The sequence below is a fragment of the Acinetobacter sp. NIPH 817 genome (assembly GCF_000368405.1).
Taxonomy (GTDB): Bacteria; Pseudomonadota; Gammaproteobacteria; order Pseudomonadales; family Moraxellaceae; genus Acinetobacter.
This window is the reverse complement of record NZ_KB849420.1, coordinates 3,046,032-3,070,669: the sequence shown is the minus strand read 5'-3', so window position 1 is coordinate 3,070,669 and position 24,638 is coordinate 3,046,032. Positions and strand designations below refer to the sequence as shown.

At 39.2% G+C, this 24,638-nt stretch carries 26 protein-coding genes and 2 pseudogenes; 19 read left to right on the top strand and 9 right to left on the bottom strand.

Annotated elements, in window-relative coordinates:
• Positions 1 to 2 precede the first annotated feature (2 nt).
• Positions 3 to 389: a hypothetical protein gene (locus F968_RS18075; RefSeq protein ID WP_004795328.1), complete on the top strand. Its 387-nt coding sequence runs from the start codon at positions 3 to 5 to the stop codon at positions 387 to 389.
• Between the two features lie 214 nt (positions 390 to 603).
• Positions 604 to 1,194 carry a LysE family translocator gene (locus tag F968_RS18070; RefSeq protein ID WP_004795327.1) on the top strand — a complete coding sequence of 197 codons (591 nt, stop codon included), beginning with the start codon at positions 604 to 606 and terminating at the stop codon, positions 1,192 to 1,194.
• On the opposite strand, the gene F968_RS18065 is transcribed toward F968_RS18070, so the two are convergent.
• Positions 1,195 to 1,842, bottom strand: a complete 648-nt coding sequence (locus F968_RS18065; RefSeq protein ID WP_004795326.1) for a DedA family protein — start codon at positions 1,840 to 1,842, stop codon at positions 1,195 to 1,197.
• A 194-nt stretch (positions 1,843 to 2,036) separates the two neighbouring features.
• Here F968_RS18065 and F968_RS18060 point away from each other — a divergent pair, with 194 nt between their 5' ends.
• Positions 2,037 to 2,474 carry a DoxX family protein gene (locus F968_RS18060; protein ID WP_004795325.1) on the top strand — a complete coding sequence of 146 codons (438 nt, stop codon included), beginning with the start codon at positions 2,037 to 2,039 and terminating at the stop codon, positions 2,472 to 2,474.
• A 67-nt stretch (positions 2,475 to 2,541) separates the two neighbouring features.
• Here F968_RS18060 and F968_RS18055 read toward each other — a convergent pair whose 3' ends face one another.
• Complete coding sequence (locus tag F968_RS18055) at positions 2,542 to 3,759, bottom strand: DUF445 domain-containing protein (protein ID WP_171056882.1); 1,218 nt, start codon at positions 3,757 to 3,759, stop codon at positions 2,542 to 2,544.
• Positions 3,760 to 4,144: 385 nt separating this feature from the next.
• Between F968_RS18055 and guaA the strand changes: the two genes are divergently transcribed.
• Together guaA and hemG are read left to right on the top strand one after the other, a co-directional pair.
• On the top strand, positions 4,145 to 5,713 hold the full coding sequence (guaA, locus tag F968_RS18050) for a glutamine-hydrolyzing GMP synthase (RefSeq protein ID WP_004795322.1): 1,569 nt from the start codon (positions 4,145 to 4,147) through the stop codon (positions 5,711 to 5,713).
• A gap of 427 nt (positions 5,714 to 6,140) precedes the next feature.
• Positions 6,141 to 6,674 (top strand): menaquinone-dependent protoporphyrinogen IX dehydrogenase, encoded by a 534-nt coding sequence (hemG, locus tag F968_RS18045; RefSeq protein WP_004795321.1) that lies wholly within the window; start codon positions 6,141 to 6,143, stop codon positions 6,672 to 6,674.
• Between the two features lie 180 nt (positions 6,675 to 6,854).
• Here hemG and F968_RS20050 read toward each other — a convergent pair.
• Positions 6,855 to 7,249 (bottom strand): annotated as a pseudogene (locus F968_RS20050) (tautomerase family protein).
• A 178-nt stretch (positions 7,250 to 7,427) separates the two neighbouring features.
• Here F968_RS20050 and F968_RS18040 point away from each other — a divergent pair.
• The 5 genes and pseudogenes from F968_RS18040 (at position 7,428) to F968_RS18025 (ending at position 10,467) form a co-directional block, all read left to right on the top strand.
• Positions 7,428 to 7,886 carry a hypothetical protein gene (locus F968_RS18040; protein ID WP_004795319.1) on the top strand — a complete coding sequence of 153 codons (459 nt, stop codon included), beginning with the start codon at positions 7,428 to 7,430 and terminating at the stop codon, positions 7,884 to 7,886.
• 24 nt (positions 7,887 to 7,910) lie between these two features.
• A pseudogene (locus F968_RS20045) lies at positions 7,911 to 8,174 on the top strand (DUF3861 domain-containing protein); the annotation flags it as partial.
• A 160-nt stretch (positions 8,175 to 8,334) separates the two neighbouring features.
• Positions 8,335 to 9,282, top strand: coding sequence for a pirin family protein (locus tag F968_RS18035; protein ID WP_004795317.1), 948 nt, complete (start codon positions 8,335 to 8,337; stop codon positions 9,280 to 9,282).
• Positions 9,279 to 9,686: an OsmC family protein gene (locus F968_RS18030; RefSeq protein WP_004795314.1), complete on the top strand. Its 408-nt coding sequence runs from the start codon at positions 9,279 to 9,281 to the stop codon at positions 9,684 to 9,686. The genes F968_RS18035 and F968_RS18030 overlap by 4 nt, the downstream gene beginning before the upstream one ends.
• 112 nt (positions 9,687 to 9,798) lie before the next feature.
• Complete coding sequence (locus F968_RS18025; protein WP_004795312.1) at positions 9,799 to 10,467, top strand: glutathione S-transferase family protein; 669 nt, start codon at positions 9,799 to 9,801, stop codon at positions 10,465 to 10,467.
• Between the two features lie 40 nt (positions 10,468 to 10,507).
• Here the strand turns inward: F968_RS18025 and F968_RS18020 are convergent, their stop codons facing one another.
• Both F968_RS18020 and argS read right to left on the bottom strand, forming a co-directional pair.
• Positions 10,508 to 11,122, bottom strand: a complete 615-nt coding sequence (locus tag F968_RS18020) for an SPOR domain-containing protein (RefSeq protein WP_004795310.1) — start codon at positions 11,120 to 11,122, stop codon at positions 10,508 to 10,510.
• A gap of 154 nt (positions 11,123 to 11,276) precedes the next feature.
• Positions 11,277 to 13,067 (bottom strand): arginine--tRNA ligase, encoded by a 1,791-nt coding sequence (gene argS / locus F968_RS18015; RefSeq protein WP_004795309.1) that lies wholly within the window; start codon positions 13,065 to 13,067, stop codon positions 11,277 to 11,279.
• 496 nt (positions 13,068 to 13,563) lie between these two features.
• Here argS and F968_RS18010 point away from each other — a divergent pair, with 496 nt between their 5' ends.
• On the top strand, positions 13,564 to 15,261 hold the full coding sequence (locus F968_RS18010) for an NAD-dependent malic enzyme (protein WP_004795306.1): 1,698 nt from the start codon (positions 13,564 to 13,566) through the stop codon (positions 15,259 to 15,261).
• Between the two features lie 44 nt (positions 15,262 to 15,305).
• On the opposite strand, the gene F968_RS18005 is transcribed toward F968_RS18010, so the two are convergent.
• Complete coding sequence (locus tag F968_RS18005) at positions 15,306 to 16,226, bottom strand: Dyp-type peroxidase (protein WP_004795305.1); 921 nt, start codon at positions 16,224 to 16,226, stop codon at positions 15,306 to 15,308.
• Between the two features lie 159 nt (positions 16,227 to 16,385).
• On the opposite strand from F968_RS18005, the gene F968_RS18000 reads away from it, so the two are divergent.
• On the top strand, positions 16,386 to 17,012 hold the full coding sequence (locus F968_RS18000) for a LysE family transporter (RefSeq protein WP_004795303.1): 627 nt from the start codon (positions 16,386 to 16,388) through the stop codon (positions 17,010 to 17,012).
• A 1-nt stretch (position 17,013) separates the two neighbouring features.
• On the opposite strand, the gene znuB is transcribed toward F968_RS18000, so the two are convergent.
• Genes znuB through F968_RS17985 form a run of 3 tightly spaced genes read right to left on the bottom strand, consistent with a single transcriptional unit; the run spans position 17,014 to position 19,085 of the window.
• The gene (gene znuB, locus F968_RS17995) at positions 17,014 to 17,823 is read right to left on the bottom strand and encodes a zinc ABC transporter permease subunit ZnuB (RefSeq protein ID WP_004795302.1); all 810 of its coding nucleotides are present in this window, start codon (positions 17,821 to 17,823) and stop codon (positions 17,014 to 17,016) included.
• A gap of 3 nt (positions 17,824 to 17,826) precedes the next feature.
• Positions 17,827 to 18,615 carry a zinc ABC transporter ATP-binding protein ZnuC gene (znuC, locus tag F968_RS17990; protein ID WP_034591560.1) on the bottom strand — a complete coding sequence of 263 codons (789 nt, stop codon included), beginning with the start codon at positions 18,613 to 18,615 and terminating at the stop codon, positions 17,827 to 17,829.
• Positions 18,588 to 19,085 carry a transcriptional repressor gene (locus F968_RS17985; RefSeq protein WP_003655556.1) on the bottom strand — a complete coding sequence of 166 codons (498 nt, stop codon included), beginning with the start codon at positions 19,083 to 19,085 and terminating at the stop codon, positions 18,588 to 18,590. Before F968_RS17985 ends, znuC begins: the two co-directional genes overlap by 28 nt.
• 127 nt (positions 19,086 to 19,212) lie before the next feature.
• Between F968_RS17985 and F968_RS17980 the strand changes: the two genes are divergently transcribed.
• The 7 genes from F968_RS17980 (at position 19,213) to atpA (ending at position 24,580) form a co-directional block, all read left to right on the top strand.
• Positions 19,213 to 20,052, top strand: coding sequence for a metal ABC transporter solute-binding protein, Zn/Mn family (locus F968_RS17980; RefSeq protein WP_004795300.1), 840 nt, complete (start codon positions 19,213 to 19,215; stop codon positions 20,050 to 20,052).
• Positions 20,053 to 20,222: 170 nt separating this feature from the next.
• Positions 20,223 to 20,621, top strand: coding sequence for an ATP synthase subunit I (locus tag F968_RS17975; RefSeq protein WP_004795299.1), 399 nt, complete (start codon positions 20,223 to 20,225; stop codon positions 20,619 to 20,621).
• Positions 20,622 to 20,725: 104 nt separating this feature from the next.
• Positions 20,726 to 21,601, top strand: a complete 876-nt coding sequence (atpB, locus tag F968_RS17970; protein ID WP_004795298.1) for a F0F1 ATP synthase subunit A — start codon at positions 20,726 to 20,728, stop codon at positions 21,599 to 21,601.
• 84 nt (positions 21,602 to 21,685) lie between these two features.
• Entirely contained in the window at positions 21,686 to 21,931 is a 246-nt protein-coding gene (gene atpE, locus F968_RS17965) for a F0F1 ATP synthase subunit C (protein ID WP_000424060.1), read from the top strand.
• Positions 21,932 to 21,969: 38 nt separating this feature from the next.
• Positions 21,970 to 22,440, top strand: a complete 471-nt coding sequence (locus tag F968_RS17960) for a F0F1 ATP synthase subunit B (protein WP_004795296.1) — start codon at positions 21,970 to 21,972, stop codon at positions 22,438 to 22,440.
• Positions 22,441 to 22,452: 12 nt separating this feature from the next.
• Positions 22,453 to 22,989 (top strand): F0F1 ATP synthase subunit delta, encoded by a 537-nt coding sequence (locus F968_RS17955; RefSeq protein WP_004795294.1) that lies wholly within the window; start codon positions 22,453 to 22,455, stop codon positions 22,987 to 22,989.
• A 46-nt stretch (positions 22,990 to 23,035) separates the two neighbouring features.
• Positions 23,036 to 24,580, top strand: coding sequence for a F0F1 ATP synthase subunit alpha (gene atpA, locus F968_RS17950; protein ID WP_004795293.1), 1,545 nt, complete (start codon positions 23,036 to 23,038; stop codon positions 24,578 to 24,580).
• Positions 24,581 to 24,638 lie beyond the last annotated feature (58 nt).

Sequence of the window (24,638 nt, the reverse complement as noted above, 5' to 3'; positions counted from 1 at the left end):
TGATGAAAGGCTTATATATTGCGCCTTTGGTGGCAGCCACTTTATTACTCGGCGCTTGTGCTACGACGGTAAAACCGACTTACGTGTCTCCGACTCAATATCAATCTTTGGGCTGTCAGCAGCTACAAAGTGAATATAACCGTATCCAACAATATATCGATAATGGCGTACAAACTCCGAAAAGCACTGGTATGGGTGTTGGGCTTGGACTTGGCGGTGGCTGGGGACGAGGCGGTTGGGGATTCGGTCCATCTATCTCTGTAAATATGGGACAATCTTCTTCAACGAAAAATACCGAACTTTCACGTGTTTTAGGTCAGCAAGAAGCAATAGTTCAGGCTGCTCAGTTTAAAAATTGCCCGATTATTGTTCGAAAAAAGACCAATTAATAGTCGATTTTGCATCACAATATGCTAATTAAGGCATATTGTGGTGAATAAAGTTTAGCAAAATGTTTCATAATAAAATTAATATAAATCAATGCATTTTAAATTTTAAAGCTTAATAAATTCTGTATTTTCTATAATCAAAAGCCCTCACAAACTTGCTATATTTTGCCTATTTCGTTTAAGGTGGCCCCATCTTGGATGTTGTGGAAATTTTATGATTGAGAGTTGGTTTTTTGTATTGGCAATGTTGGCTGTTTTGCTCATTCCGGGGCCGACAAATGCTTTACTTGCAACCGCTGCTCATTCTCAAGGTTTATCTAAAGCATTCTGGCTTATCCCAATGGAATGGTTAGGCTATGCCTACGGTATTAGCTTTTGGGCTGTATTTATTCATTTAGCTGCTCCAATTTGGCCAGCACTACTGCTCATTTTGCATATTACGAGTGTACTTTATGTATTCTGGCTTGCTTTTCACTTATGGAAGAACACCCATTTACAACAGTTCAGTCAAAGTCATCGCAATATTCGACCACGTCAATTATTCTTATCAACCTTAAAGAATCCTAAAGCTTTGTTGTTTGCAGCGGGTATCTTTCCTGCTGAAGCATGGAATTCGCCTGAAAATTTTCTTATTGTATTTGGTGTTTTTACATTAATCCTGATTCCGGCAGCAAGTTTCTGGATGCTTTTTGGACGAGCGTTGTTAGCCGGTCCAATCAAGAAAATAAAAGCCGATCATTTATATAAAGGATCGGCCATGTTGCTCATTTTATGTATGCTTCCGGTAGTATTCCGTTTCTTCTAATTAGTCTCGAACATTGGCTTTTCGGTTTTTGAGTTTTTCACGTATAAATCCGATGATGCCTGGTAAAACACTAATAATAATGATGCCGAAAATAAGATGGGTAAAGTTATCTTTAACGATTGGCATATTTCCAAATAAATAGCCTAAAGTGACAAAAGACGCGACCCAACACAATGCTCCAATCAAGTTATAAGTTAGGAAAAACTTATAGTTCATGCTACCAGCCCCAGCAACAAAAGGCGCAAAGGTGCGGGCAAATGGAACGAAGCGAGCAAAAATAATCGTCTTGCCGCCATGGCGAGCAAAGAATTCTTGAGTTTTAACTAAGTGCTGTTTATTAATGAATCGGGAATTCATTTCAAACACACGTGGACCGATAAAACGTCCAATATGATAGTTTACCGTGTCACCTAAAACGGCAGCAATGAAGAGTAGAGTGCCCAGTACCCATGGATCCATCGCGCCTGTAGATGCTGCTAAAGCACCAGCTGCAAATAGTAAACTATCTCCCGGCAAGAACGGCATAACCACTAAACCGGTTTCAACAAAAATAATTAAAAATAGAATGCCATAAATCCACGTTCCGTAATTTATAATAAATTCGGCGAGATGTTGATCAACGTGTAGAATAAAATCAATAAGTTCCATGATAAGAGCAAGTGGTAAACCGTGCTCAAATCCTAGCAGTGAGCCTATAGAAAGTCAGTATAAAGCATCAAAAAAATACAAATTGATCATCTCGTTTATGCAACGATATATATGGATTTTGAGTATTTAATTATCAATGTCCCAAACCTAGAATGAGCTCATCAATAAATAAGCATTTAAATAAAGGTGGCAATATGTTTAATCCAAATGTAGTGGTCAAAAATATCGTAACGCAATCAGGCGCAGACAGTTTCATTAGCCTTATTGCGCGTCTTCTTATCGCCTATATCTTCCTTGTTGCAGGTTGGGGGAAAATTACCGGTTATGCAGCAACTGCTGGATATATGGAAGCAATGGGGGTTCCAGCAGGAATTCTTCCTTTAGTGATCTTGGTTGAGTTTGGTGGTGGTTTAGCCTTGTTATTTGGTTTCCAAGCACGCTTTGCGGCTTTTGGACTTGGAATCTTTAGTATTCTTACTGCATTTTTATTCCACCAAGGTGGTGCTGATGCAGCGGCGCAATATAACAATGGCATCCATTTCATGAAAAACCTTGCAATGGCAGGTGGTTTATTCTTCCTGATGCTTCATGGCGCTGGACGTATTAGTTTGGATCATGCAATCGAGAAATAATATTCAAGACAAAATAAAAACCGGATGATCAACTCATCCGGTTTTTTTTATTTCTAGGGACGTAAAATTAGAGCATGAATTGGATTTGTAATTCCCCAACAACAAAACCAAGTACTGCACCTACTGCAATGAGTGCCCACTCATCTTCTTTAAACGCAGGACGTAACATACCTTCAAATTCAGATGGTGTTAGTTTTTGCATACGTTCAATTAAAGTACTGCGAATATTCATAGCATCTTCTGCATAAGACTCTACGTATTTCATCGTTTCTGGAAGCCGTTGCATAATACGTTCAGCAACTTGCGATTTCATATCCTGATATTTTTCTCCGCCAATTGCGTAAACAACAAGTGGACGAATCACACCTGCTTGCATATCAATTTCTTGTTTAACATGGCGGTTAACCAGATCAATAACACGCGCAGAATGTGTACCAGAAAATAATTCTTCCATCATATGGCGAGAAGTTAAAAGCTGTTTGGAAATTAACGCTGCGTAGTCAGCGGCAACTTCATTTTGACGTTTAATAAACAAACCTTGCCACGTATAGCCCAATATTTTCTTAGGGTATAGTGGTCTAAACATCATTTGTAATGCGATCCAGTCACTGAAAAAACCCACAAAGCCACCAAACATTGGCAGCATCCAAGGGTATTTACCTTGCGTGATAATCCAGCACAGCATCTGAATCACACCGATACCGAAGCCAAATACAAATCCGACATTACTAAAAAATTTAAATTCTTGTTTGCCCACTCGTTTAAAAATATTGTTGAGTAGGCGTTTGTCTTTAAGTAAGTTGCTAATAACAAGATGTTTAATATCAAAATATCGGTTCACATCACGTTGTACTTCACTCATGATGTGTTCAACAATCTCGGGTGCTTTTGATTGCACACGACGAATGAGTCTTTGACGCGCAAACTCTGGCATGCCTTCCCATAATCCCGGCTGATATTCTTGCGCAACATCACGGGTAATATCTTCAGCTGCGGCAAGCAGTGGTTTTTCTATTTCTTTGGCAATACGTTTAGGATCTAGGCGTGCAAAAATTTCTTCAGGTTTAATGAGTTTGGCTGTCATGAGTTCAACAGCAATTGTTGCCATTTTCTCGGCTTTGCGTGGCACGATGCCTTGCCAACCTAGAAATGGTTTAATGCCTTTAAACTCAAGTGGCGAAAACATCATCTGAATGGCGATCACCTTGGTGATGTAGCCAATTAAACCACTCATAAAAGGAATAGAGATATACAACCAAAAATGTTGCTGGAAATCTGCAATCATAGTTTGAAGCATTGTTGTTCCTTAGATTTCTATTGATTTTGATAGGGGGCAACAAGCCATAAAAATGGATAATTGTTTAAGCACAGACAAATATCGCTTATGGTATTTACCTTTCCGTGGTAATGCCTGTTTTATCGGCTCATCTTAACATCAAATTCATGGTGATGTTGCATAGAATGTGATGAATTTATCAATACGTATGAAGTTTTTAAGACTAATCCAGATGTTTGATAAATATAAGTAAATATTAATTTATGTCAAAGAATTCAACGATAGAAATGATTCAGAAATGAAAAAAATAAGATATATGATGATTTGCGGTGCGCCGAAGCGTGAAAAATGTTAAAATGGCGCGCTTAATTCTTTTGCCATTTAGTGGTTTGTCATGACTACCAATACTCAAATTACTGAAGATCGTATCCTGATTCTGGATTTCGGCTCTCAATATAGCCAGCTCATTGCACGTCGTGTACGTGAAGCCGGTGTTTACTCTGAAATGTATGCTTTTGATATGTCTGAAGAAGACGTTCGCGCTTTTAAGCCAAATGGCATTATTTTGTCAGGTGGACCTGAGAGTGTGCATGAAGAAGGCAGCCCACGTGCACCACAAGTAGTGTTTGAGTTGGGTGTTCCAGTATTGGGTATTTGCTATGGCTTGCAAACCATGTCTGAACAGTTAGGCGGTAAAGTTGAGCCGGGTACTGTACATGAGTTTGGTTATGCCGAAGTTGATATCGTTAAACGTGACCAACTGATTGGCAACTTACAAGATCGTGAAGACCAACTTCATGTTTGGATGAGCCATGGCGACAAAGTGAGCCAGATTCCAGAAGGTTTTAGCATTACTGCAAGCACACCAAGTTGTCCTGTTGCTGCTGTAAGTGACGAAACACGCCGTTTCTATGGTGTGCAATTCCACCCAGAAGTAACGCACACGGCAAAAGGTGAAGAATTACTTGCAAATTTTGTTCATAAAATTTGTGGATGTGGTGGTCTTTGGACACCTGAACACATCATTGATTTACGTGTAGAACAACTACGTGAACAGATCGGTGATGAAAAAGTTCTTTTAGGTCTTTCTGGTGGTGTTGACTCATCTGTAGTTGCTGCGCTTTTACACAAAGCAATTGGCGACCAGCTAACATGCGTATTCGTTGATAACGGTTTACTTCGTTTAAACGAAGGTGACCAAGTAATGCAAATGTTTGCTGAAAACATGGGTATTCGTGTTATTCGTGCAGATGCTGAACAACGTTTCTTAACTGCATTGGCTGGTGAAGTTGATCCAGAGAAAAAACGTAAAATCATTGGTCGTGAGTTTATTGAAGTTTTTGCTGAAGAAGCACGTAAACTTGATGGCGTGAAATTCTTAGCACAAGGTACGATTTACCCAGACGTAATCGAATCTGCTGCAAGTAAACAAGGTAAAGCACATGTTATTAAATCTCACCATAACGTGGGTGGCTTACCAGACGATTTAGAGTTTGAGTTAGTTGAACCTTTACGTGACTTGTTTAAAGATGAAGTTCGTAAATTAGGTACGACACTTGGTTTACCACACAGCATGATTTACCGTCATCCATTCCCAGGCCCTGGTTTAGGTGTTCGTATTTTGGGTGAAGTGAAAAAAGAATATGCAGATATTCTTCGTCTTGCTGATGACATCTTTATGCAAGAGCTTCGCGACAGCGGCTGGTATGACAAAACAGCTCAAGCATTTGCTGTATTCCAACCTGTTAAGTCAGTTGGTGTAGTCGGTGATGGCCGTCGTTATGCATGGGTAATCGCACTTCGTGCAGTTGAAACAGTTGACTTTATGACAGCTCGTTTTGCACATTTACCATACGAACTAGTTGATAAAATCTCAACGCGTATTATGAATGAAATTAAAGATGTATCGCGTGTTGTATATGACGTGTCATCTAAACCACCAGCAACGATTGAGTGGGAGTAAAATCGGAGTTTCAAAATGCAATGCATTTTGCCGATTTTACGCCAAGAGCTATGCTCGCGGCAGAGGGTTTTCTAAAAGCAGTAGCTTTTAGCTAAATTTATGCCATGAACGAACTTAAAACATTGTTTAAGTGAAGTGCAAGATGCCTACGGCAGTGTGGTATTTCTAGAATAGATTAATAAAAAGCCGACTTGGAAAAGTCGGCTTTTTTTATCTTGTAACCAAGTTAAAGTCTTAGTAATAGATTTCTATTAAAGGCTCTAATTTTTTTTGTATAAGCGGCACTATGCTGTTAATTTTATAGATAATTGAAAACCAAGAAATATGAGGGTAAATGGGCCTATCAAAATGCTTTTATAGGTACAATTTTTTAAGAGAAAAATTAATTTATTATTAATAATTAGCTTTAAGCTGAAGAAATAACTTTATGAAAAAAATATTAATAGCCTTCTCAAGTGTAGATGGGCAAACATTTAAAATTTGCAATGCAATTAGTCATATATTAGCTAATGATGGGTACCAAATTGACATCGTCTCTATTAATGAATGTTCTAAAATTAAAGAAGACTATGTATTTATTCTTATTGGTGCCAGTATTAGATATGGAAATTATCATAAATCCGTTTATAAATTCATTGAAGATAATTTATATACAATAGAGCAAACAGCTAATGGTTTTCTTTCGGTGAGTGCAACTGCTAGAAAAGTTGGTCGAGATGATCCCTTAACAGATATATACATTCAAAAACTTAAGAAAAGATCAGGTTGGACTCCTTGTCTTGTTAAAATTATAGCAGGAGCAATTGATTATCCCCAATATAAGCTGTTTGATCGTTTTATGATTCAAATGATTATGTTAATAACTAATGGACCTATAGATACTACTACGAGATTTGAATTTACTAATTGGCATAAAGTGAGGCTATTCAGTCTTGAAATATCTAATAAATTAAAAAGTTAAATATAATTGAGTATTATCTAAGTTTAAAATTATTCTTGTTACATTAGTTATATATTTATCAAAGCTATAGAAAATAGAACAGATTAGAGATATATATTTATTGGATATTGCTAGTAGAAAGAGGGCATAAGTACTTTTTCTACTGTTTGGTTCGTGTAGAGGAAAAACTTGTAAAGTTTATTAAATATGAATATCAAAGCCTAAATTTACATCACAGGCAGCTTGTCCTCCACGTATCCCCCAATTTTCTGTGGGAAGTTCCCGAATAAGAATTTTTATATGGTCATCTGGTATACCTAATATAGATAAGTTTTTAACAATTGACTGATATAAAGTTCTTTTAGTTCCTATTGAACGACCAGCAAAGCAGTCAATCTGAATTAAAGTAAAGCATTCGGGTTTTGTCAAATTTGGTGGACAGAGAAATAAATGTGGCTCATGTATGTTTAAGCGAATATCTCTATCATGATCAGGCAACTTTAATATCTGTTTACATGCAAGATAAACAGCTTTATAAGTTGCTCCTCAAACTGGGGTGAATATTTATTTCTAATATCAATATTTATTGTAGGCATGATTCTTTAGTACTTTTAGAATTTAGGGAAATAATAATACATTGATCAGATAAAATTCTTCATAATTTTATATTTGATCCGTAAATGTAGAATTATCTATTAATAAAAGGTAGATATTTTAAGATCTTTAAAGTAGAAGACCCTTGAATTCCGTAATAGCCCCACTGGGAAATAATTAATGCTTAAAATGATTTTGAAGTTAAGTTTATTTTGTATAACTTATTGCCTTTTTTCTTTAACACATGCTGAAAATTATACAAAAATTAAATATGTCTGTTTAAGCTCTGCTCAAACAAAAGCCATTTTAATGCTTAACACAGACAATTTACATGTAAATGATATTAATGATGTAATGTACTATCCTTATTTAAAATCGATAAGTCTTAGCAAAAGCTCTGGTTTAGGAATAGGAGTGGGGGATACTAAAGATACTCTTTGGCATTACAGTTATGATGAATTAGAGAGCAGCGAAAAGGTTGGAGTTTATGATGTCCTATATCGAGATAAGGCTATCGTTCTTGTAACCTATCACAATATAAAAGGTGATCCGACAGTAATATTTTCTCAGCAGCTAAAGAATAGTTCAAAACATAAAATTAACCAATTACTTGCAAAGACTAGTCGAGAATGTATCTAAAGTGTTTTAGTAGATGCTAGTAACAATCCAAAAAATGAAGCATCTACATATACCGAGCGTCTTGAGTTTTATGCAGGTAATCATGATGATATCTTCGAAATTGTCGAACAGTTAAAAAAAGCAGATTTTTTTGATGATGAAACTACAAAATCTTTTGGAGTTGGGTTAAAACTTTTTAGTGAAATTATGTTGGAAAATCGAGATCATCCTCTATTTCAAGAATTTTTCCCGCAATTTGGACAATTCATGAAAAATCTAAAACAGCTTGTTAAAGATCACTCATCTTAAGCATTTTTTCATGCAGCCTTGATTTTTCTATAATTAAAAAACAGATTGTCTCATTCATAACACCCTGTGTATTACTAAAAGACTATATTGAATAATGAGTGTATTGTTAAGATCATTAAAACAACTCATTGCAAAAGCATAGGTAAAAGAGAGTAATATCATGAGCAATAATAATGATTACGATATTTCTGATTCAAAGGATTGCGAGAAATTTGCCAATCAGTTTATTCAGGAATTTCCAATTCGCTCTGCTGAAATTGGACAGGGGACAGTCATTAAGCGGGCTTTACCTAGCCGACAAAAACGAATGATTGGAGCATGGTGTTTCTTAGATCATGCAGGCCCAGTCACCTTTCCTGCAGGTGATGGTTTAGATGTTGGACCTCATCCTCATATTGGTTTGCAAACCTTCACTTGGATGATTGAAGGGACCATGATGCATACCGATAGCTTGGGTTCAAAACAACTTATTCGTCCTAAGCAAGTGAACTTAATGACAGCAGGTCATGGTATTTCACATACAGAAGTTGCACCTGATACAGAAACTCAAATGCACGCTGCGCAGCTTTGGATTGCTTTGCCAGATCATAAGCGCAATATGGATCCGAAATTTGAACATTACCCCGAGCTACCTGTTGTTGAAAAAGACGGTCTAGAATTTACTGTTCTTGTAGGTGAATATTTGGCAACGACTTCTCCAGTAGTGGTTCATACACCGTTAGTGGGTGTCGACTTAATTGCTACCGAAGATACTAAAACCCGTATTCCATTAAATCCTAATTATGAATATGGCTTTATGGCATTAGAAGGTGTTGCCCATGTAAATGGTCATGAGTTAACTGCTGACAACATGGTTGTTTTGGATACTGGACTGAGTGAAATTGAGATTGAAGTAAAAAAAGGCAATCGTATTCTTTTGATTGGTGGTGAACCGTTTGAAACGCCAATTTTACTCTGGTGGAATTTTGTTGCACGTACAATGGATGATTTAAAAGAAGCGCGCGAGCAATGGATTAACCATGATGCACGTTTTGGTGAAATTCCAGATTATGTTGGTGCACGTTTAGAAGCCCCTGTTCTTCCAGATCAAATGAGAGCATCAAAATGACAGCAGTAATCGCAAGCAGTAAAGCAAAGCCCCTTGCTGAACAATGGAAGGGCGAAATCACCAGTGGACGTCATCAATATTTTTGTGATGAGCCTGAAAAACTTGAAGGGCAGGACCAAGGCCCAGCACCCTATGATTTGCTTACCGGAAGTTTAGCTGCATGTACGCTTATTACTTTAAGAATGTATGCGAAGCATAAGGGTTATGATTTGGGTGAATTCTCGGTTGAAATTGATTTTCATACCAATAGAGAGCATGAAGAACATATTGAACGTCGTATTGTTTTTAAAGACTTACCCGATGAAGAACTTCAGCAAAAAATCTTAACGGTATGTAGTAAAACGCCAGTGACTAAAACTTTGTTACGTAGTTTAGACATTCATACTGTGCTTGTTACAGTGTAAAAATGCTATTTTGTAGAGGTGGATGATTTTATATCCATTCCACAAATGGAATAAAACAGCATGTTCACATGCTGTTTTTTATGTAAAAAGAAAAATAAAAGCAGGCAATAACATGATTAGTGTACACCACCTGGAATGTTCGCGATCGTTTCGAATTTTATGGGCTTTAGAAGAATTAGGCTTAGATTATGATATTCATTATTATCAACGCTTACCTAACTATTCCGCTCCAGAAACATTGAAATGTATTCATCCTTTAGGTAAAGCTCCAATTTTGACTGATGATGAGCAAGTCATCGCAGAATCTGCTGTGATTTTGGAATATTTACAGCAGCGTTATGATCAAAAGCAGCAATTTAAACCTACACAGCCCCAAGATTTACAGCAGTATATTTACTGGATGCACTATGCTGAAGGTTCACTTATGCCTTTATTAGTCATGACTCTGGTCATGAATAGTGTAAATAAGCATGTGCCATGGTTAATTCAACCCGTAGCAAAAAAAATCACGGAAGGGGTGAAGGCAAATTTTGTTCGCCCACGTATGAAAGATCATATTAGTTTTTTAGAAAACTATTTGGCAGAGCATGAATATTTCGCAGGTGATTTTTCATTTGCTGATATTCAGATGAGTTTCCCACTGGAAGCTTTGCAATCACGTTTGCAAGGGAAATACCCCAATATTCAGGCTTTTTTACATCGTATTCAGCAAAGACCCGCATTTCAGAAAGCGAAACAAAAGGGAATGGGTACTAATGAAAGGAATTGTGCTGATATTTAAAAGAAAAGGAACAATTATTTGTTCCTTTTTTATTTGCCTTTTACTTGCGTTTGATCACAATAGAATCAATGCCACTGTGTTGTAAGGTTTGTTGAGCGGCCAATGCAGCATCTTGGGAGTCATAAGGACCTGAAATAACACGGTACCATATTTGCCCATTTTCATTACTTTTGACTACATCTGCAGATAAGCCATTCAAAATGATTTCTGCACGGCGAGCGTCGGCCTGATCGGGGTCGTTATAGCTGCGAACCTGTAAAATATAGGTAGGCTGCTGAGGAGCAGTGGCTGATGGATTAGCATCAATTCCTGCACTTTCTGAAGCTGCTGGTTGAGCTGCACTTGGTGCCTCAACAATCATGGCTGTACCTTGATTTTTGCTCTCAGGAATCGCTTGTTCTGGAATAGGTGTTACTTGCTGTTGAGGTAATAGATCGTAGAAACGATAGTCTTTATTGGTATCTTCTTCTTGATAGTGTTCAGAGGTAATCTGATTTTTTGCGGGAACAGGTTGCCAAGGTTTCCAAAGCATAAGCACTACAGCGATACATAAGACCGCCAAAATAGCGACAAGTGTCCCTAACCATTTAGGAATTAGGGGCTTTTTAGGCTTATTAGGTCTTTCAGATACACCGCGTTGCGTTTTGCCAAACACGTGGATTATTCCTCTGTATTTTGATTGTTTTAATTCGAGTTTGAGTCTCGTATTACGATGCTGAAACAGTGGTTCGTATCAGCTATTTTAACTCTACAAACCACTGCTTACTATATATTGCATGACCTTTATTTACTGTCATGCAATATAATTTTTACATAGATTCTGGTGCAGATACACCAAGCAATTCTAAACCATTGCGCAACACTTGTTGTACATTGATTGAAAGTAATAAACGTGCTTGTGTAAGCTCGGCATCATCGCTTAATACTTTATGTTCATTGTACCAACCGTGGAACAAGGCAGCTAACTCTTTTAAGTAGTTACCCAACTGATGTGGTTCATACGCATTTGCAGCTCGCAATACAGCATCTGGATAAGCTGCTAATTTAGAAAGAATTTCAGTTTCAGCATCAAGAGACAAGCGTGCCGCATGCGGGCGAGCAGTGTTTACATCGAATTGTAGGTTTGTGCTTGCTGCTTTTTCTAACATGCGGCAAATACGTGCATGCGCATATTGGATGTAATACACAGCATTGTCTTTACTTTGTGACACAGCAAGGTCAAGGTCGAAATCGATGTGTTGTTCACTCTTACGCATTACGTAGTAGAAACGAGCCGCGTCATTGCCCACTTCTTTACGCAAGTCACGTAAAGTCACGAACTGACCTGAACGAGATGACATTTGAACCATCTCGCCACCACGCCATAGACTTACGAACTGAACTAAAAGTACAGTTAATTTTTTAGAGTCGTAACCCATCGCATCAATTGCCGCTTTTACGCGAGAAATATAACCGTGGTGGTCAGAACCCCAAATGTCGATTAGGTCCGTATAGCCACGTTGTAATTTATTCAAGTGATATGCAATGTCTGATGCAAAGTATGTAGTTTGGCCATTGCGACGTTTAACAACACGGTCTTTTTCATCACCAAATTCAGTTGATTTAAACCAGATGTTGCCATCTTTTTCATAAAGGAAGCCACGTTGATCAAGTGTTTCTAACGCTTCATCAATTTTTGCACTAAGAGACGCTTCACTAAACCATTGATTGAAAGTTACGCCGAAGTCAGCAAGGTCATCTTTAATGTCATCTAAAATGGCATGAAGAGCAGCTTGGTGGAATACACGGTAGCCTTCACCTAATAACTGTTGTGAATTGGCAATAAGGCCATCAATATGTTTTTCTTTGTCGCCAGATAAAACGACTTTATTGCCGTCGCTATCTAGTTCTTCTGCATATTGTACGTCTTCAGGCACATCTTTGTAGACATTAGCCACTTCACGAAGGTAGGCATCGCCATTTTTATCAATAATAGTCTGTGCGATTTCTTTAACGTAATCGCCTTGATAAGCATTTTTTGGAAATACAAGGTTTTGACCAAGTAATTCTAAATAACGTAAATAAGTAGAAGTCGCCAAAATGTCCATTTGACGGCCAGCATCATTCACATAGTATTCACGGTCAACTTTAGCACCTGTTGCTTCAAGTAACGTAGCAACAGTCATACCATATGCAGCGCCACGGCCATGTCCTACATGTAGACTAGACGTTGGGTTTGCAGAAACAAATTCAACTTGGATCTTTTTCGCTGCATTCGCTTGGCTGCGACCAAAGATTTCTTTTTGTGCTTGAATCTGGTCAAGAATAGCAAAGCGCTGGTCTGCATTTAAAAAGAAGTTAATAAAACCAGGTCCTGCGATTTCAGCTTTACTGATATCTGCAACTTCTGGTAATGCAGCTAGAACTTTCTCAGCTAAATCACGTGGTTTCATACCAGCAGGTTTCGAGCCGATCATGGCAATATTAGAAGCAAAGTCGCCATGGCTTCGGTCTTTGGTGCGTGTTAAGTTGCTTGTGTTTTTCCAGTCGGAAGGAAGCACCCCTTCTTGTTGAAGAGTTTGCACTGCATGGTCGAGAGCTGCTTGTATTGCCGTATTCATATCAATCGAAAATAGATGTCGCAGAAAAACGTCAAATATAGCAAATTTCCTAGGAGTTAGGGGAGTGGATTTAATATTCGAGTAATTCTTTTTGTGCAACTTAACGAGTATTATTTTTTAAATGAATATTGCAGGGTGGACTGTCTCATTATTCTAAAAACAAATAAATACAAGCCTTCTGTGGTTTTTTAATCAGTAAATTACACTAAAAACCCACAATTATTTCTTGGGAAAATATATGGTAGTATTAAAATGTATAGTTTAGGCCGATAAAATTAAAAGAATAAAAGATTTTTTAAAAATATAAAATTATTAAACTATTGATATTTATTGTTTATTTTTATACATGTTTTAACTAAATAGTCTTTAATTTTACCATCACGGTTTAAAATATCTATTTTGAACGAATTAGGCTTAAGCTTATACGCACAAAGAGTTTTAGAGACCATACAAAAACGTGTTTTTCTCTACTCTAAGCTGGAAAATGAGATAGGCAATGATATCAGGACACCCAAGTAAACATCCCCTTTATATCCCATATGCAGGTTTTACACTTTTAGAGTTACCACTTCTAAACAAAGGTTCTGCTTTCACTGAAGAAGAAAGAAGTAACTTTAACTTACACGGTTTACTCCCCCATATTATTGAAACTATTGAAGAGCAGAGCCAGCGCTCTTATCAACAATATTGCGCTTTCACTGATGATATTAACCGACATATCTATCTGCGTAATATCCAAGATACCAATGAAACCTTGTTCTATCATCTAATCGAAAATCATCTTGAAGAAATGATGCCGATTATTTATACCCCAACAGTAGGTGAGGCATGTCAGCGTTTCTCTGATATCTATCGTCGTCATCGTGGTGTTTTCATTTCATATCCAGATCGTGATGTGATTGATGATATTTTGCAAAACGTAAATAAAAATAATGTAAAAGTCATCGTGATTACTGATGGTGAACGTATCTTAGGTCTTGGTGACCAAGGTATTGGCGGAATGGGGATTCCTATTGGAAAACTTTCGCTTTACACAGCTTGTGGTGGGATTAGTCCAGCTTATACGTTGCCAATCACAATTGATGTAGGGACGAACAATCCACAACTGTTAAATGATCCGATCTATATGGGCTGGCGTCAGCCGCGTATTAGCGGCGATGAATATTACGCATTTGTAGATATGGTGATTGATGCTGTGAAGCGTCGTTGGCCAAAAGCATTAATTCAGTTTGAAGATTTCGCACAAAAAAATGCGATGCCACTTCTAGAAAAGTATCGCGATAAAATTTGCTGTTTTAACGATGATATTCAAGGAACAGCAGCGGTATCAGTTGGTAGTTTGATTGCTGCGAGTCGTGCAGCCGGCAAGCAATTAAAAGATCAAAAAATTGCTTTCTTAGGTGCTGGTTCGGCAGGTTGTGGTATCGCGGAGCAAATTGTTGCTCAAATGGTTGCTGAAGGCCTAACCGATGCTGAAGCGCGTGCTCGTGTTTATATGGTAGACCGTTTTGGTTTGATCACTGAGAATCAGCCAAACTTGCTCGACTTCCAACGTAAGTTGGCACAAAAAGCTGAGGTGGTTGATCAGTGGGGCAATATTGAAGAAGTGATTTCACTGCTTGATGTTGTTAAAAATGCTAAGCCGACAGTGTTAATTGGTGTTTCTGGTCAGCCTGGTTTGTTCACCGAAGAAATCATTAAGACCTTGGCGGCAAACTGTGAACGTCCAATAGTCATGCCATTGTCAAACCCAACTTCACGTGTTGAAGCTGTACCTGCTGATATTGTGGAGTGGACTGAAGGCAAAGCGTTAATTGCAACAGGTAGCCCGTTTGCTCCTGTGAATCATCACGGTAAACTTTATAATATTTCGCAGTGTAATAACTCCTACATTTTCCCAGGCATTGGTTTAGGTGTAGTAGCATCGGGTGCTAAACGCGTTACTGAAAATATGTTAATGGCATCAAGTAGTGCTTTAGCGAATTGCTCACCATTACTGAAAGATCCACAAGCTGATTTGTTGCCACCGTTGGGTGAAATTCAACAAGTGTCTAGAGTTATTGCATTCGAAGTTGCGAAAGCTGCTATGGCAGATGGTGTAGCTGTAACGATTAGTGATGATTTGCTACAACAAAAAATCGATCAATCATTCTGGAAACCTGAATATCGCAAATATAAGCGTATTCCTTTCTAAGAATGAGAATAAAAAAAGAGGAGCGTCAGCTCCTCTTTTTATTTTTAGTCTTCTAAAATTTCTTCGAGTAATTCTTCGCTAGGTGCAAAATAGTAAGCACCATCAAGCGGGGTCACGAAGTGCAATAAGCGATCGTGAATACCATCTCCACTGGTGCCGAACATACGTTTTAACATGGCATCAATAATGTTCAGGTCCTTGGTGTAGGCAATAAAAAATAAACCTTGATCGCCTCTGCCGTCGCCATAAGGCAGACTATGACGCAAGATTTCCATTTCTTCGCCTTCATCATCTTCTACAACAGTACGGGCGACATGAGCATTTTCCGGTTTAACGTCATCATCTAATTCAATAGATTCAAGCTTGGTGCGGCCCATGACATTTTCTTGCGCATCGACTTTAAGTTTTTTCCATTTTGCTAAGTCGTGTGCATAGCGCTGCGCGAAAATAAAACTACCATCAGCAAATACACCAGCCTCTTCGGGTAGAAGAGCTGTTTCTGCACGATCATCTGGAAATTGAGGATTTTCTGTACCGTCTATAAAGCCTGTAATATCTCGGCCATCGAAATAGCGGAAGCAAACACGCTCATCAAGAACTTCGACTTTATCTTTAATACCTTCAAAAAATGCTTGGCTTAATGCAAAACAAATATCAGAGCGCATGCTGGCAATATGAATGAGTACATCTGCTGGCACAGATGGCATATTGAATGCACCTTGTTCTGGCTCAAGCTGTTTAAATCCTACAGGAGTTTGCGAATAGAGCTGTTTCCATAGTTCAGGACCAAAAGCGACTGCTGTTTTAATTTGAGCATCAGAATGCTGAGTAATTAGACGGTCTCGTGCTTCAAATAAAGCTCCAATTTGTTTTTTTAATTCATCAATTGATAAGTCTTTTAAACGAAGAACAATGAAGCGAGCATGATCTGATGGCAATGGCAAAATGACAGATTGAGCAGTCATTGGAAGGTATCTCCTCAATTATAATTTAGTATGAGCTTTAATTATTGTGCCTGATGCGAAGAGCCGTTAGTAGTCTATTTCTTGATTTTATTGTTTGAATTCTGACTAAGATAGCTTTATAAAACAGTATAATTCCACTTTTATAGTCTATTTTTTGCTATGTCTCTGCAAGTTTGGTTCGCTTATATGTTGGCCTGTTGGGTCATTAGTATCTCACCTGGTGCAGGAGCAATTGCTTCAATGTCGAGTGGCCTAAACTATGGTTTTAGGCATGGCTATTGGAATGCAATAGGTTTGCAAATCGCTTTGCTACTTCAAATTTTAGTGGTGGCAGCAGGCGTGGGAGTTTTATTTGCAACGACACCTTTGGCTTTTCAGTTTGTTAAGTGGTTTGGTGTGATTTATTTGTTATATCTTGCTTATTTACAGTGGACAGCACCTATAAAAGACATCGAAATTCAACATGAAAAAAAGAATAAGTCTATTTCTGCTCTGCTGTTAAATGGCTTTGTGGTCAATATTAGTAATCCCAAAGCGATTGTATTTCTATTAGCTGTTTTACCCCAGTTTCTAGATTTGGGTAAGCCTCAATGGATACAGTACCTGATTATGGCTGTAACAATGATTACGATTGATTTGATTGTAATGGCTGGATATACAGGGCTAGCATCAAAGGTTCTAAGATTACTTCGCTCTCCTAAACAGCAAAAATATTTGAATCGGGGTTTTGCTGTAATGTTTAGTTGTGCGGCTTTATTATTAAGTACAGTTCACCAGGCGTCCTAATTTAGGCCGCCTGTGTCTGGTTTTTTAGCTTTTGAGTTATGAAAATAACGGCGAAAGTTAAGGCCATGCATAAAACAATACTTAAGCCTGTAGAGATGTTGAGTGCTGCGCTTGACCATAGGCCTACACTCACCCCAAGCTGAGCTAACACAAATGCCCAAACGACCATTTGCTTTGGTGAATTTGCTAGTAGGCGAGCGCTTAAAGCTGGTATTACGAGTAATGCACCCATAAGCAAAGAACCTACCGCACGTAAGGCTAATACAGTAAATAAAGCCAATAGCAGCATAAAAATAAGACGTTGCCAGTTCGCATTTACCCCTTCACTAATTGCAATATCTGGATCAATTGCAAACTGTATTTGCGGCTGCCAAAAGCGGTAAAGAATTGCGAGTGATAGCGCAATTATTAAAGTGAAAACAGGTAAGTCGGGCCAATCAATACTCAGTAAATCACCAAATAAATAACTTAAAAGTTCTGGTCTTAAACTTGGAACATGTTGAATAAATAATAAACCACTACAAAGTAATGTCGCTGAACATAAGGCTAAGAGCGCATCATTGGGTAAGCGATTGTCATGTAGGGCCCATAAAATTGCGACCAGTAAAACCGCAGTGCCTGCAACACCAAGCCAAAGAGGAAGGCTTAAAGCACCTGCGATCGCAACCCCAAGTAGTGTTCCGTGTGCCATAGTGTCAGCAAAAAAAGACATGCGTCTCCAAAGCATTAGACAACCAAGAGGTGCGGTTAAAAACACCAATAAGGTTCCCATAATCCATGCGGGTAACAATAATTGTAACCATTCCATCATGGCTTAAGCTTCCGGTTCTGGGTGGATGTGAGGACGGTCGTTATGAGGGCAGGGGTGTGCTGCATCACCGTGAGCACAATGATCATGATGATGTTGGTAGAAAACCCGTTGAGTTCCAAAGATAGCCTGATATTCAGGATGTTGTTGAATGTTCTCGGGTAAACCGCTACAGCAAATATGTTTATTCAAACACACTACGCGGTGTGTTCCTTCCATCACCCATTGTAAGTCATGAGAAACAATTAAGATTGCACAACCATATCGTTCTGGCAGACTACGGACATATTCATAAAGTTCAGCTTCTGACTGAATGTCTAAACCTTGCATCGGTTCGTCAAGAACTAAAATATCTGGCTGACGAAGTAGGGCACGCGCTAGTAATACGCGTTGGCGCTCACCACCGGAAAGTTGTTGTACTTTTGATTGTTGTAACTTTGAGATGCCTGTGTCTTGAATAATTTCTTGACGAAGGGCAGGGCTGCACTTTTCTAAATCAAGTAAATCTTGCACACGCAAAGGTAGACTGTGTGAAGGATTAAATTTTTGTGGCACATACGCCATTTTGAGTTTTTTATAATTAACGATGCGTCCGCTACTCGGTTGGAGAATACCGAGTAGAACTTTAATCAGTGTTGATTTGCCAGCACCATTTGGGCCAATTAAAGACACAATTTCATTTTGATGTAGAGCAAAATCAACTTTTTTTAAAATTTCCCGATTATCACGATGGACAGAAACCTGCTCAAGCTGAATTAATACAGGATTTAAGGAGTTGTGCGGCACTGTTGGCATTTCCCCGAAATTTCAATAATGCTGTGTTGAGCCACGAACTCATCTGACGCTGCAAGTTGGTCAAGCTGGTGAGTTAAACCTTGAGAAGAGGCTTCTTTAACCATGTGACATTCGGTACAAATTAGGAATGCTGCTTGGTGGCCTTCGCGAGGGTGGCAACAGGGAATATAGGCATTAATAGAAGTTAGGCGATGGATCAAGCCTTTTTCTAATAAAAAGTCTAAAGTTCTATATACAGTTGGAGGAGCAGCAGGACGATCAGTTTGGCTTTTTATACGTGCGAGTAAGTCATAGGCGCCCATTGGACCCGAAGCATTTAAAATGAGTTCCAAAACTTCTTTGCGCAAAGGCGTAAGTCGTGCGCCAGTCGCAGAACATAAATTTTCTGCTTCAGCTAAACGGTTTGCGACATTATGGTGATCATGCACACCATGCAAAGAATCATGATGTTCATGCGAGCAGGAACTCATAGAAATAACCTCGAATTTTTAACGGAATATTAGCATGAAGCGATGCTTCATTCGATTAATCTTAGGTATTTTTGTAACTTTGTTATATTATAACATGCTTCGAGCTAATTTAAATTGATGGTCTGTCATGTTCCGTTTTTTTGTTTTCAGTATGTTCTCTCTTTTGAGTACGTTAGGGTGGAGTCAGGGGTTGGTGGTTTCTACACACCCGATCTATCTGATTGCAAAAGAAGTCACTCAAGGTGTTGAAGAACCACAACTCTTATTAAAGGGACAAACTGGGCATGACGTACAATTAACCCCAGCGCACCGTAAAGCAATTAATGATGCATCATTGGTCATTTGGTTGGGTAAGGCTCATGAAGCACCTCTAAATAAATTGTTAGGTAATAATAAGAAAGCCATTGCCTTATTAGATAGTGGCATAGTTTCTGTTTTACCCCTGCGTAGTACCCGCGGTGCGGCTTTACCTAATACAGTAGATACCCATGTGTGGTTAGAACCAAACAACGCGGTTCGAATCGGTTTCTTTATTGCGGCTTTACGTTCCCAGCAGCATCCTGAAAATAAGGCTAAATATTGGAATAATGCCAATATCTTTGCTCGTAAAATGTTTCAGGCAGCACAAGCTTACGACAGTACAAGTAATGGTAAGCCATATTGGTCATATCATGATGCCTATCAATATTTAGAACGCTCTTTAAATTTAAAGTTCGCAGGCGCTTTGACAGATGATCCTCATGTTGCACCAACAGCAGCTCAAATTAAGTATCTTAATGATAATCGACCAAAAGATCAGATGTGTTTGTTAGCGGAAAGTTTTACTACTAAAAGTCAGTATCAAAAATTAGGTAACATTACTTTTCAACCCGTAGACGAGAGCATGAATAACGAGGATGATTTCGTCACTGCATGGAAGAAACTGGCTATAAAAACAGATAAATGTGTATTAAGTACGCAAAAGTAAGATAAAAAATAAACAAAGGCTGACTGTAGCGTCAGCACCTCCTGTCATGAAAAACCCCGACTAAAGTCGGGAAAAGATTGCATGTTCAGGGGTGTAACTCTATAATGCCTGCGATTAAAAGCGATCATCAGCTAAACTTGTCAAGCATTTATGCTGTGAGTGGATAAATAATGAGCCAAACTAGTCGCTTGATTGACCGACGATTAGCAAAAGCTTTGGTCTTCTTACAAGCATGTATGATCCCTGTTTCCGCCCTAGTGGCGTGGAGCATAAAAGACATGACAGCAGCATTAAGTGCGGCACTTGGTGCACTGGTTTGCTGGCTTGCTATGAGTTATTTCTCGTGGCAATCCTTCAGGACAGCAGGTGCGAGAGCATCAAAACAAGTGCTGTCTAACATGTATAGGGGCATGTTAGGCAAATTTGCAATCATGATCGTTGGATTTATTTTGATTTTGAGCAATGTTAAACCTTTATCACCGTTAGCATTGCTGTTTGGTTTTATTCTCGTTCAGACAATGTCGTGGGTCGCTCCGTTTTGGGTGTCACGTCTACAAAAACGGGTGTAGAAACAAGAAGAATTGAAGATTTTTTGGAGGGTAGCGAGATATCGACAGTGCGCCGATGTTCGTTTCCCTTCTTTTTAGTAATTGACATTGACCAGGTGTGATTTATGGCTGCTGAAGAACATGCCCTCACTTCGACAGAGTATATCAAGCATCACTTGACCAATATGACCTATGGCAAAATGCCAGATGGTACATGGAAATTGGCTGAGACTGCTGAAGAAGCTCATTCGATGGGGTTCACTGCAATTCACTTGGATTCAATGGGTTGGTCAATTGGCCTTGGTGTTATTTTCTGTTTGATGTTCTGGATCGTTGCGAAAGCTGCTAATGCAGGTGTTCCAACTAAATTCCAGTCTGCAATTGAAATGATCATCGAGTTTGTTGACTCAAGTGTCCGTGATACTTTTCATGGCAAATCACGTTTAATCGCTCCGCTTGCACTCACTATTTTCGTGTGGATTTTCCTCATGAACTTAATGGACTTGATCCCAGTTGACTGGATTCCTCAAGTTGCAGCGTTTGTAGGTGCAAACGTATTTGGTATGGACCCTCACCACGTTTACTTCAAGATCGTTCCATCTACAGATCCAAACATTACTTTAGGTATGTCTTTATCTGTATTTGTACTTATCTTGTTCTACAGCATCCGCGAAAAGGGTGTTAGTGGTTTCGTTGGTGAATTGGCACTTAACCCATTTAACCCAAGTAATCCAGTTGCAAAAGCGTTGCTTATTCCAGTGAACTTGATTTTGGAATTGGTAACATTCCTTGCTCGTCCGATTTCATTAGCTCTCCGACTATTCGGTAACATGTATGCCGGTGAGTTGATCTTTATCCTAATTGCTTTATTGCCGTTCTGGATTCAATGGGCGTTGTCTGTGCCTTGGGCGATCTTCCACATTCTTGTAATCACGTTGCAGGCATTCATCTTTATGATGCTTACCATCGTTTACTTGAGCATGGCAAGCGAAAAACATTAATGGTATTGCCTAACTATCAAACGATGGTTGGGCTGAATTTTTTTAATTTAATTTGGTAATAACCTAACCTCTGAGGAATTTTTCATGGAACTCACTTTAGGTCTAGTTGCAATTGCATCTGCTATCTTGATCGCTTTCGGTGCTTTAGGTACTGCGATTGGTTTTGGTCTTTTGGGTGGTCGCTTTTTAGAAGCTGTTGCTCGTCAACCAGAATTGGCTCCACAACTTCAAACTCGTATGTTCTTAATCGCGGGTCTTCTTGATGCTGTGCCTATGATCGGTGTTGGTATTGGCTTGTTCTTCATCTTCGCTAATCCATTTGTAGGTTAATCATCTTAATTCCTAAATCCACTATTTGAGGAATTGCAATGAATATCAACCTCACATTGATTGGTCAAGCGATTGCGTTTGCATTCTTTGTTGCATTCTGCATGAAGTTTGTTTGGCCACCACTAATCAATGCGATTAGTGAGCGTCAGCGTAAAATTGCTGATGGCTTAAATGCAGCAGAAAAAGCGAAAGCTGATCTTGCCGATGCACAATCGCAAGTAAAGCAAGAGCTCGATGCAGCTAAAGCACAAGCGGCTCAATTGATCGAACAAGCGAACCGTCGTGCAGCACAATTGATCGAAGAAGCTCGTACTCAAGCTGCGGCTGAAGGTGAGCGTATTCGTCAACAGGCTAAAGAAGCTGTTGATCAAGATATCAATTCTGCTCGCGAAGAATTACGTCAACAAGTAGCTGCTTTGGCAGTAACTGGCGCAGAAAAAATCCTGAACCAGCAAGTTGACGCAGAAGCTCATAATGCCATGCTGTCTCAGCTGGCTGCTAAACTTTAAGAGAGGCGAATCATGGCTGAACTCTTGACGTTGGCACGTCCGTATGCCAAAGCAGCATTTGCTTATGCTTCTGAGCAAGGTGCAACAGACAATTGGTCGAATGCGTTACAAGTGCTCAGTGCTGCGGTGCAAGACGAAGCATTTTCCGCTTATTTAAATCGCCCTGAACTTACTCCTGTGGAGCAAGTGAAGCTTTTTGCTAAAGTTTTAGGTGAAGGTCAGTCTCAAGCAGTGTCTAACTTTTTGACACTTCTTGCAGATAACGATCGTTTAATGTTGTTACCTGAAATTGAAGCAGAATATGAACAGCTTAAATCACAGAATAACAACAATGTGGATGTCGTGATTGAATCGGCTTTCCCATTAACTGCTGAACAAGAGCAATTGTTGAAATCTGCTTTAGAAAAGCGTTTCAACAGCACTGTAACTGTTTCAGTTGAAGTTAAACCTGAGCTTATTGCAGGTGTTGTAATTCGTGCAGGCGATCAAGTGATAGATGATTCTGCGCTTAACAAGCTTGAAAAAATGCGTACTCGTCTTCTTGCATAATGCAAATGATGAAGACTGAACTAATAAAAGATTGAGGAATAGCGCAATGCAACAACTGAATCCATCCGAGATCAGTGCGCTCATTAAACAGCGTATCAGCGATCTGGACACCAGCGCGACCGCTAAAAACGAAGGTACCATTGTTATGGTATCCGACGGTATCGTGCGCATTCACGGTCTTGCTGATGCAATGTACGGTGAAATGATCGAATTTGACGGCGGCTTATTTGGTATGGCACTGAACCTAGAACAGGATTCAGTGGGTGCCGTTGTCTTAGGTAACTACTTAAGCCTTCAAGAAGGTCAAAAAGCTCGTTGTACAGGTCGTGTACTTGAAGTTCCAGTTGGTCCGGAACTTCTTGGCCGTGTTGTCGACGCTTTGGGTAACCCAATTGATGGTAAAGGCCCAATTGATGCAAAATTAACTGATGCTGTTGAAAAAGTAGCACCAGGCGTAATTTGGCGTCAATCTGTAGACGAACCTGTTCAAACTGGTTACAAATCAGTTGATACCATGATTCCTGTGGGTCGTGGTCAGCGTGAGTTGATTATTGGTGACCGTCAAACTGGTAAAACAGCGATGGCGATCGATGCGATTATCGCTCAGAAAAATTCTGGCATTAAGTGCGTATACGTTGCGATTGGTCAAAAACAATCAACAATTGCAAACGTTGTACGTAAGCTAGAAGAAACTGGCGCTATGGCGTATACAACTGTTGTCGCTGCTGCGGCTGCTGATCCTGCTGCAATGCAGTACTTAGCTCCGTACTCTGGCTGTACAATGGGTGAATACTTCCGTGACCGCGGTGAAGACGCTCTTATTATTTATGATGATTTGTCTAAGCAAGCAGTTGCTTACCGTCAAATTTCATTGCTTTTACGTCGTCCACCAGGTCGTGAAGCGTATCCGGGTGACGTATTCTATCTTCACTCACGTCTTCTTGAACGTGCTTCTCGTGTATCTGCTGACTACGTTGAGAAATTCACTAATGGCGCAGTAACTGGTAAAACTGGTTCTTTAACTGCATTGCCAATTATTGAAACTCAAGCAGGTGACGTATCTGCATTCGTACCAACGAACGTAATTTCGATTACTGACGGTCAGATCTTCTTAGAAACATCATTATTCAACGCAGGTATTCGTCCTGCTGTGAACGCGGGTATCTCTGTATCTCGTGTTGGTGGTTCTGCTCAAACTAAGATCATCAAAAAATTGTCTGGTGGTATCCGTACTGCTTTAGCACAATACCGTGAATTGGCTGCGTTTGCTCAGTTCGCTTCTGACCTTGATGAAGCAACTCGTAAGCAACTTGAACATGGTCAACGTGTAACTGAGTTAATGAAGCAAAAGCAATATGCTCCTTACTCAATTGCTGACCAAGCTGTTTCTGTTTATGCATCTAACGAAGGCTATATGGCTGACGTAGAAGTTAAGAAAATCGTAGACTTTGATGCTGCGTTAATTTCTTACTTCCGCGCAGAATATGCTCCGTTGATGAAACAAATCGATGAAACTGGTGATTACAACAAAGACATCGAAGCAGCAATCAAAGCAGGTATTGAAAGCTTTAAAGCGACTCAAACTTACTAAGTTCAGTTTTAGTTAAGTTTGGTTCACGGATCAACCTTCGGAAGCTCGAAAGAGCTTT

What these genes read in the sequence shown, in the direction of transcription:
- F968_RS18075 (WP_004795328.1), top strand. Translation starts at nt 3, where the DNA reads ATGAAAGGCTTATATATTGCGCCTTTGGTGGCAGCCACTTTATTACTC.
- F968_RS18070 (WP_004795327.1), top strand. Translation starts at nt 604, where the DNA reads ATGATTGAGAGTTGGTTTTTTGTATTGGCAATGTTGGCTGTTTTGCTC.
- F968_RS18065 (WP_004795326.1), bottom strand. Translation starts at nt 1,842, where the DNA reads ATGGAACTTATTGATTTTATTCTACACGTTGATCAACATCTCGCCGAA.
- F968_RS18060 (WP_004795325.1), top strand. Translation starts at nt 2,037, where the DNA reads ATGTTTAATCCAAATGTAGTGGTCAAAAATATCGTAACGCAATCAGGC.
- F968_RS18055 (WP_171056882.1), bottom strand. Translation starts at nt 3,759, where the DNA reads ATGATTGCAGATTTCCAGCAACATTTTTGGTTGTATATCTCTATTCCT.
- guaA (WP_004795322.1), top strand. Translation starts at nt 4,145, where the DNA reads ATGACTACCAATACTCAAATTACTGAAGATCGTATCCTGATTCTGGAT.
- hemG (WP_004795321.1), top strand. Translation starts at nt 6,141, where the DNA reads ATGAAAAAAATATTAATAGCCTTCTCAAGTGTAGATGGGCAAACATTT.
- F968_RS18040 (WP_004795319.1), top strand. Translation starts at nt 7,428, where the DNA reads ATGCTTAAAATGATTTTGAAGTTAAGTTTATTTTGTATAACTTATTGC.
- F968_RS18035 (WP_004795317.1), top strand. Translation starts at nt 8,335, where the DNA reads ATGAGCAATAATAATGATTACGATATTTCTGATTCAAAGGATTGCGAG.
- F968_RS18030 (WP_004795314.1), top strand. Translation starts at nt 9,279, where the DNA reads ATGACAGCAGTAATCGCAAGCAGTAAAGCAAAGCCCCTTGCTGAACAA.
- F968_RS18025 (WP_004795312.1), top strand. Translation starts at nt 9,799, where the DNA reads ATGATTAGTGTACACCACCTGGAATGTTCGCGATCGTTTCGAATTTTA.
- argS (WP_004795309.1), bottom strand. Translation starts at nt 13,067, where the DNA reads ATGAATACGGCAATACAAGCAGCTCTCGACCATGCAGTGCAAACTCTT.
- F968_RS18010 (WP_004795306.1), top strand. Translation starts at nt 13,564, where the DNA reads ATGATATCAGGACACCCAAGTAAACATCCCCTTTATATCCCATATGCA.
- F968_RS18005 (WP_004795305.1), bottom strand. Translation starts at nt 16,226, where the DNA reads ATGACTGCTCAATCTGTCATTTTGCCATTGCCATCAGATCATGCTCGC.
- F968_RS18000 (WP_004795303.1), top strand. Translation starts at nt 16,386, where the DNA reads ATGTCTCTGCAAGTTTGGTTCGCTTATATGTTGGCCTGTTGGGTCATT.
- znuB (WP_004795302.1), bottom strand. Translation starts at nt 17,823, where the DNA reads ATGATGGAATGGTTACAATTATTGTTACCCGCATGGATTATGGGAACC.
- znuC (WP_034591560.1), bottom strand. Translation starts at nt 18,615, where the DNA reads ATGCCAACAGTGCCGCACAACTCCTTAAATCCTGTATTAATTCAGCTT.
- F968_RS17985 (WP_003655556.1), bottom strand. Translation starts at nt 19,085, where the DNA reads ATGAGTTCCTGCTCGCATGAACATCATGATTCTTTGCATGGTGTGCAT.
- F968_RS17980 (WP_004795300.1), top strand. Translation starts at nt 19,213, where the DNA reads ATGTTCCGTTTTTTTGTTTTCAGTATGTTCTCTCTTTTGAGTACGTTA.
- F968_RS17975 (WP_004795299.1), top strand. Translation starts at nt 20,223, where the DNA reads ATGAGCCAAACTAGTCGCTTGATTGACCGACGATTAGCAAAAGCTTTG.
- atpB (WP_004795298.1), top strand. Translation starts at nt 20,726, where the DNA reads ATGGCTGCTGAAGAACATGCCCTCACTTCGACAGAGTATATCAAGCAT.
- atpE (WP_000424060.1), top strand. Translation starts at nt 21,686, where the DNA reads ATGGAACTCACTTTAGGTCTAGTTGCAATTGCATCTGCTATCTTGATC.
- F968_RS17960 (WP_004795296.1), top strand. Translation starts at nt 21,970, where the DNA reads ATGAATATCAACCTCACATTGATTGGTCAAGCGATTGCGTTTGCATTC.
- F968_RS17955 (WP_004795294.1), top strand. Translation starts at nt 22,453, where the DNA reads ATGGCTGAACTCTTGACGTTGGCACGTCCGTATGCCAAAGCAGCATTT.
- atpA (WP_004795293.1), top strand. Translation starts at nt 23,036, where the DNA reads ATGCAACAACTGAATCCATCCGAGATCAGTGCGCTCATTAAACAGCGT.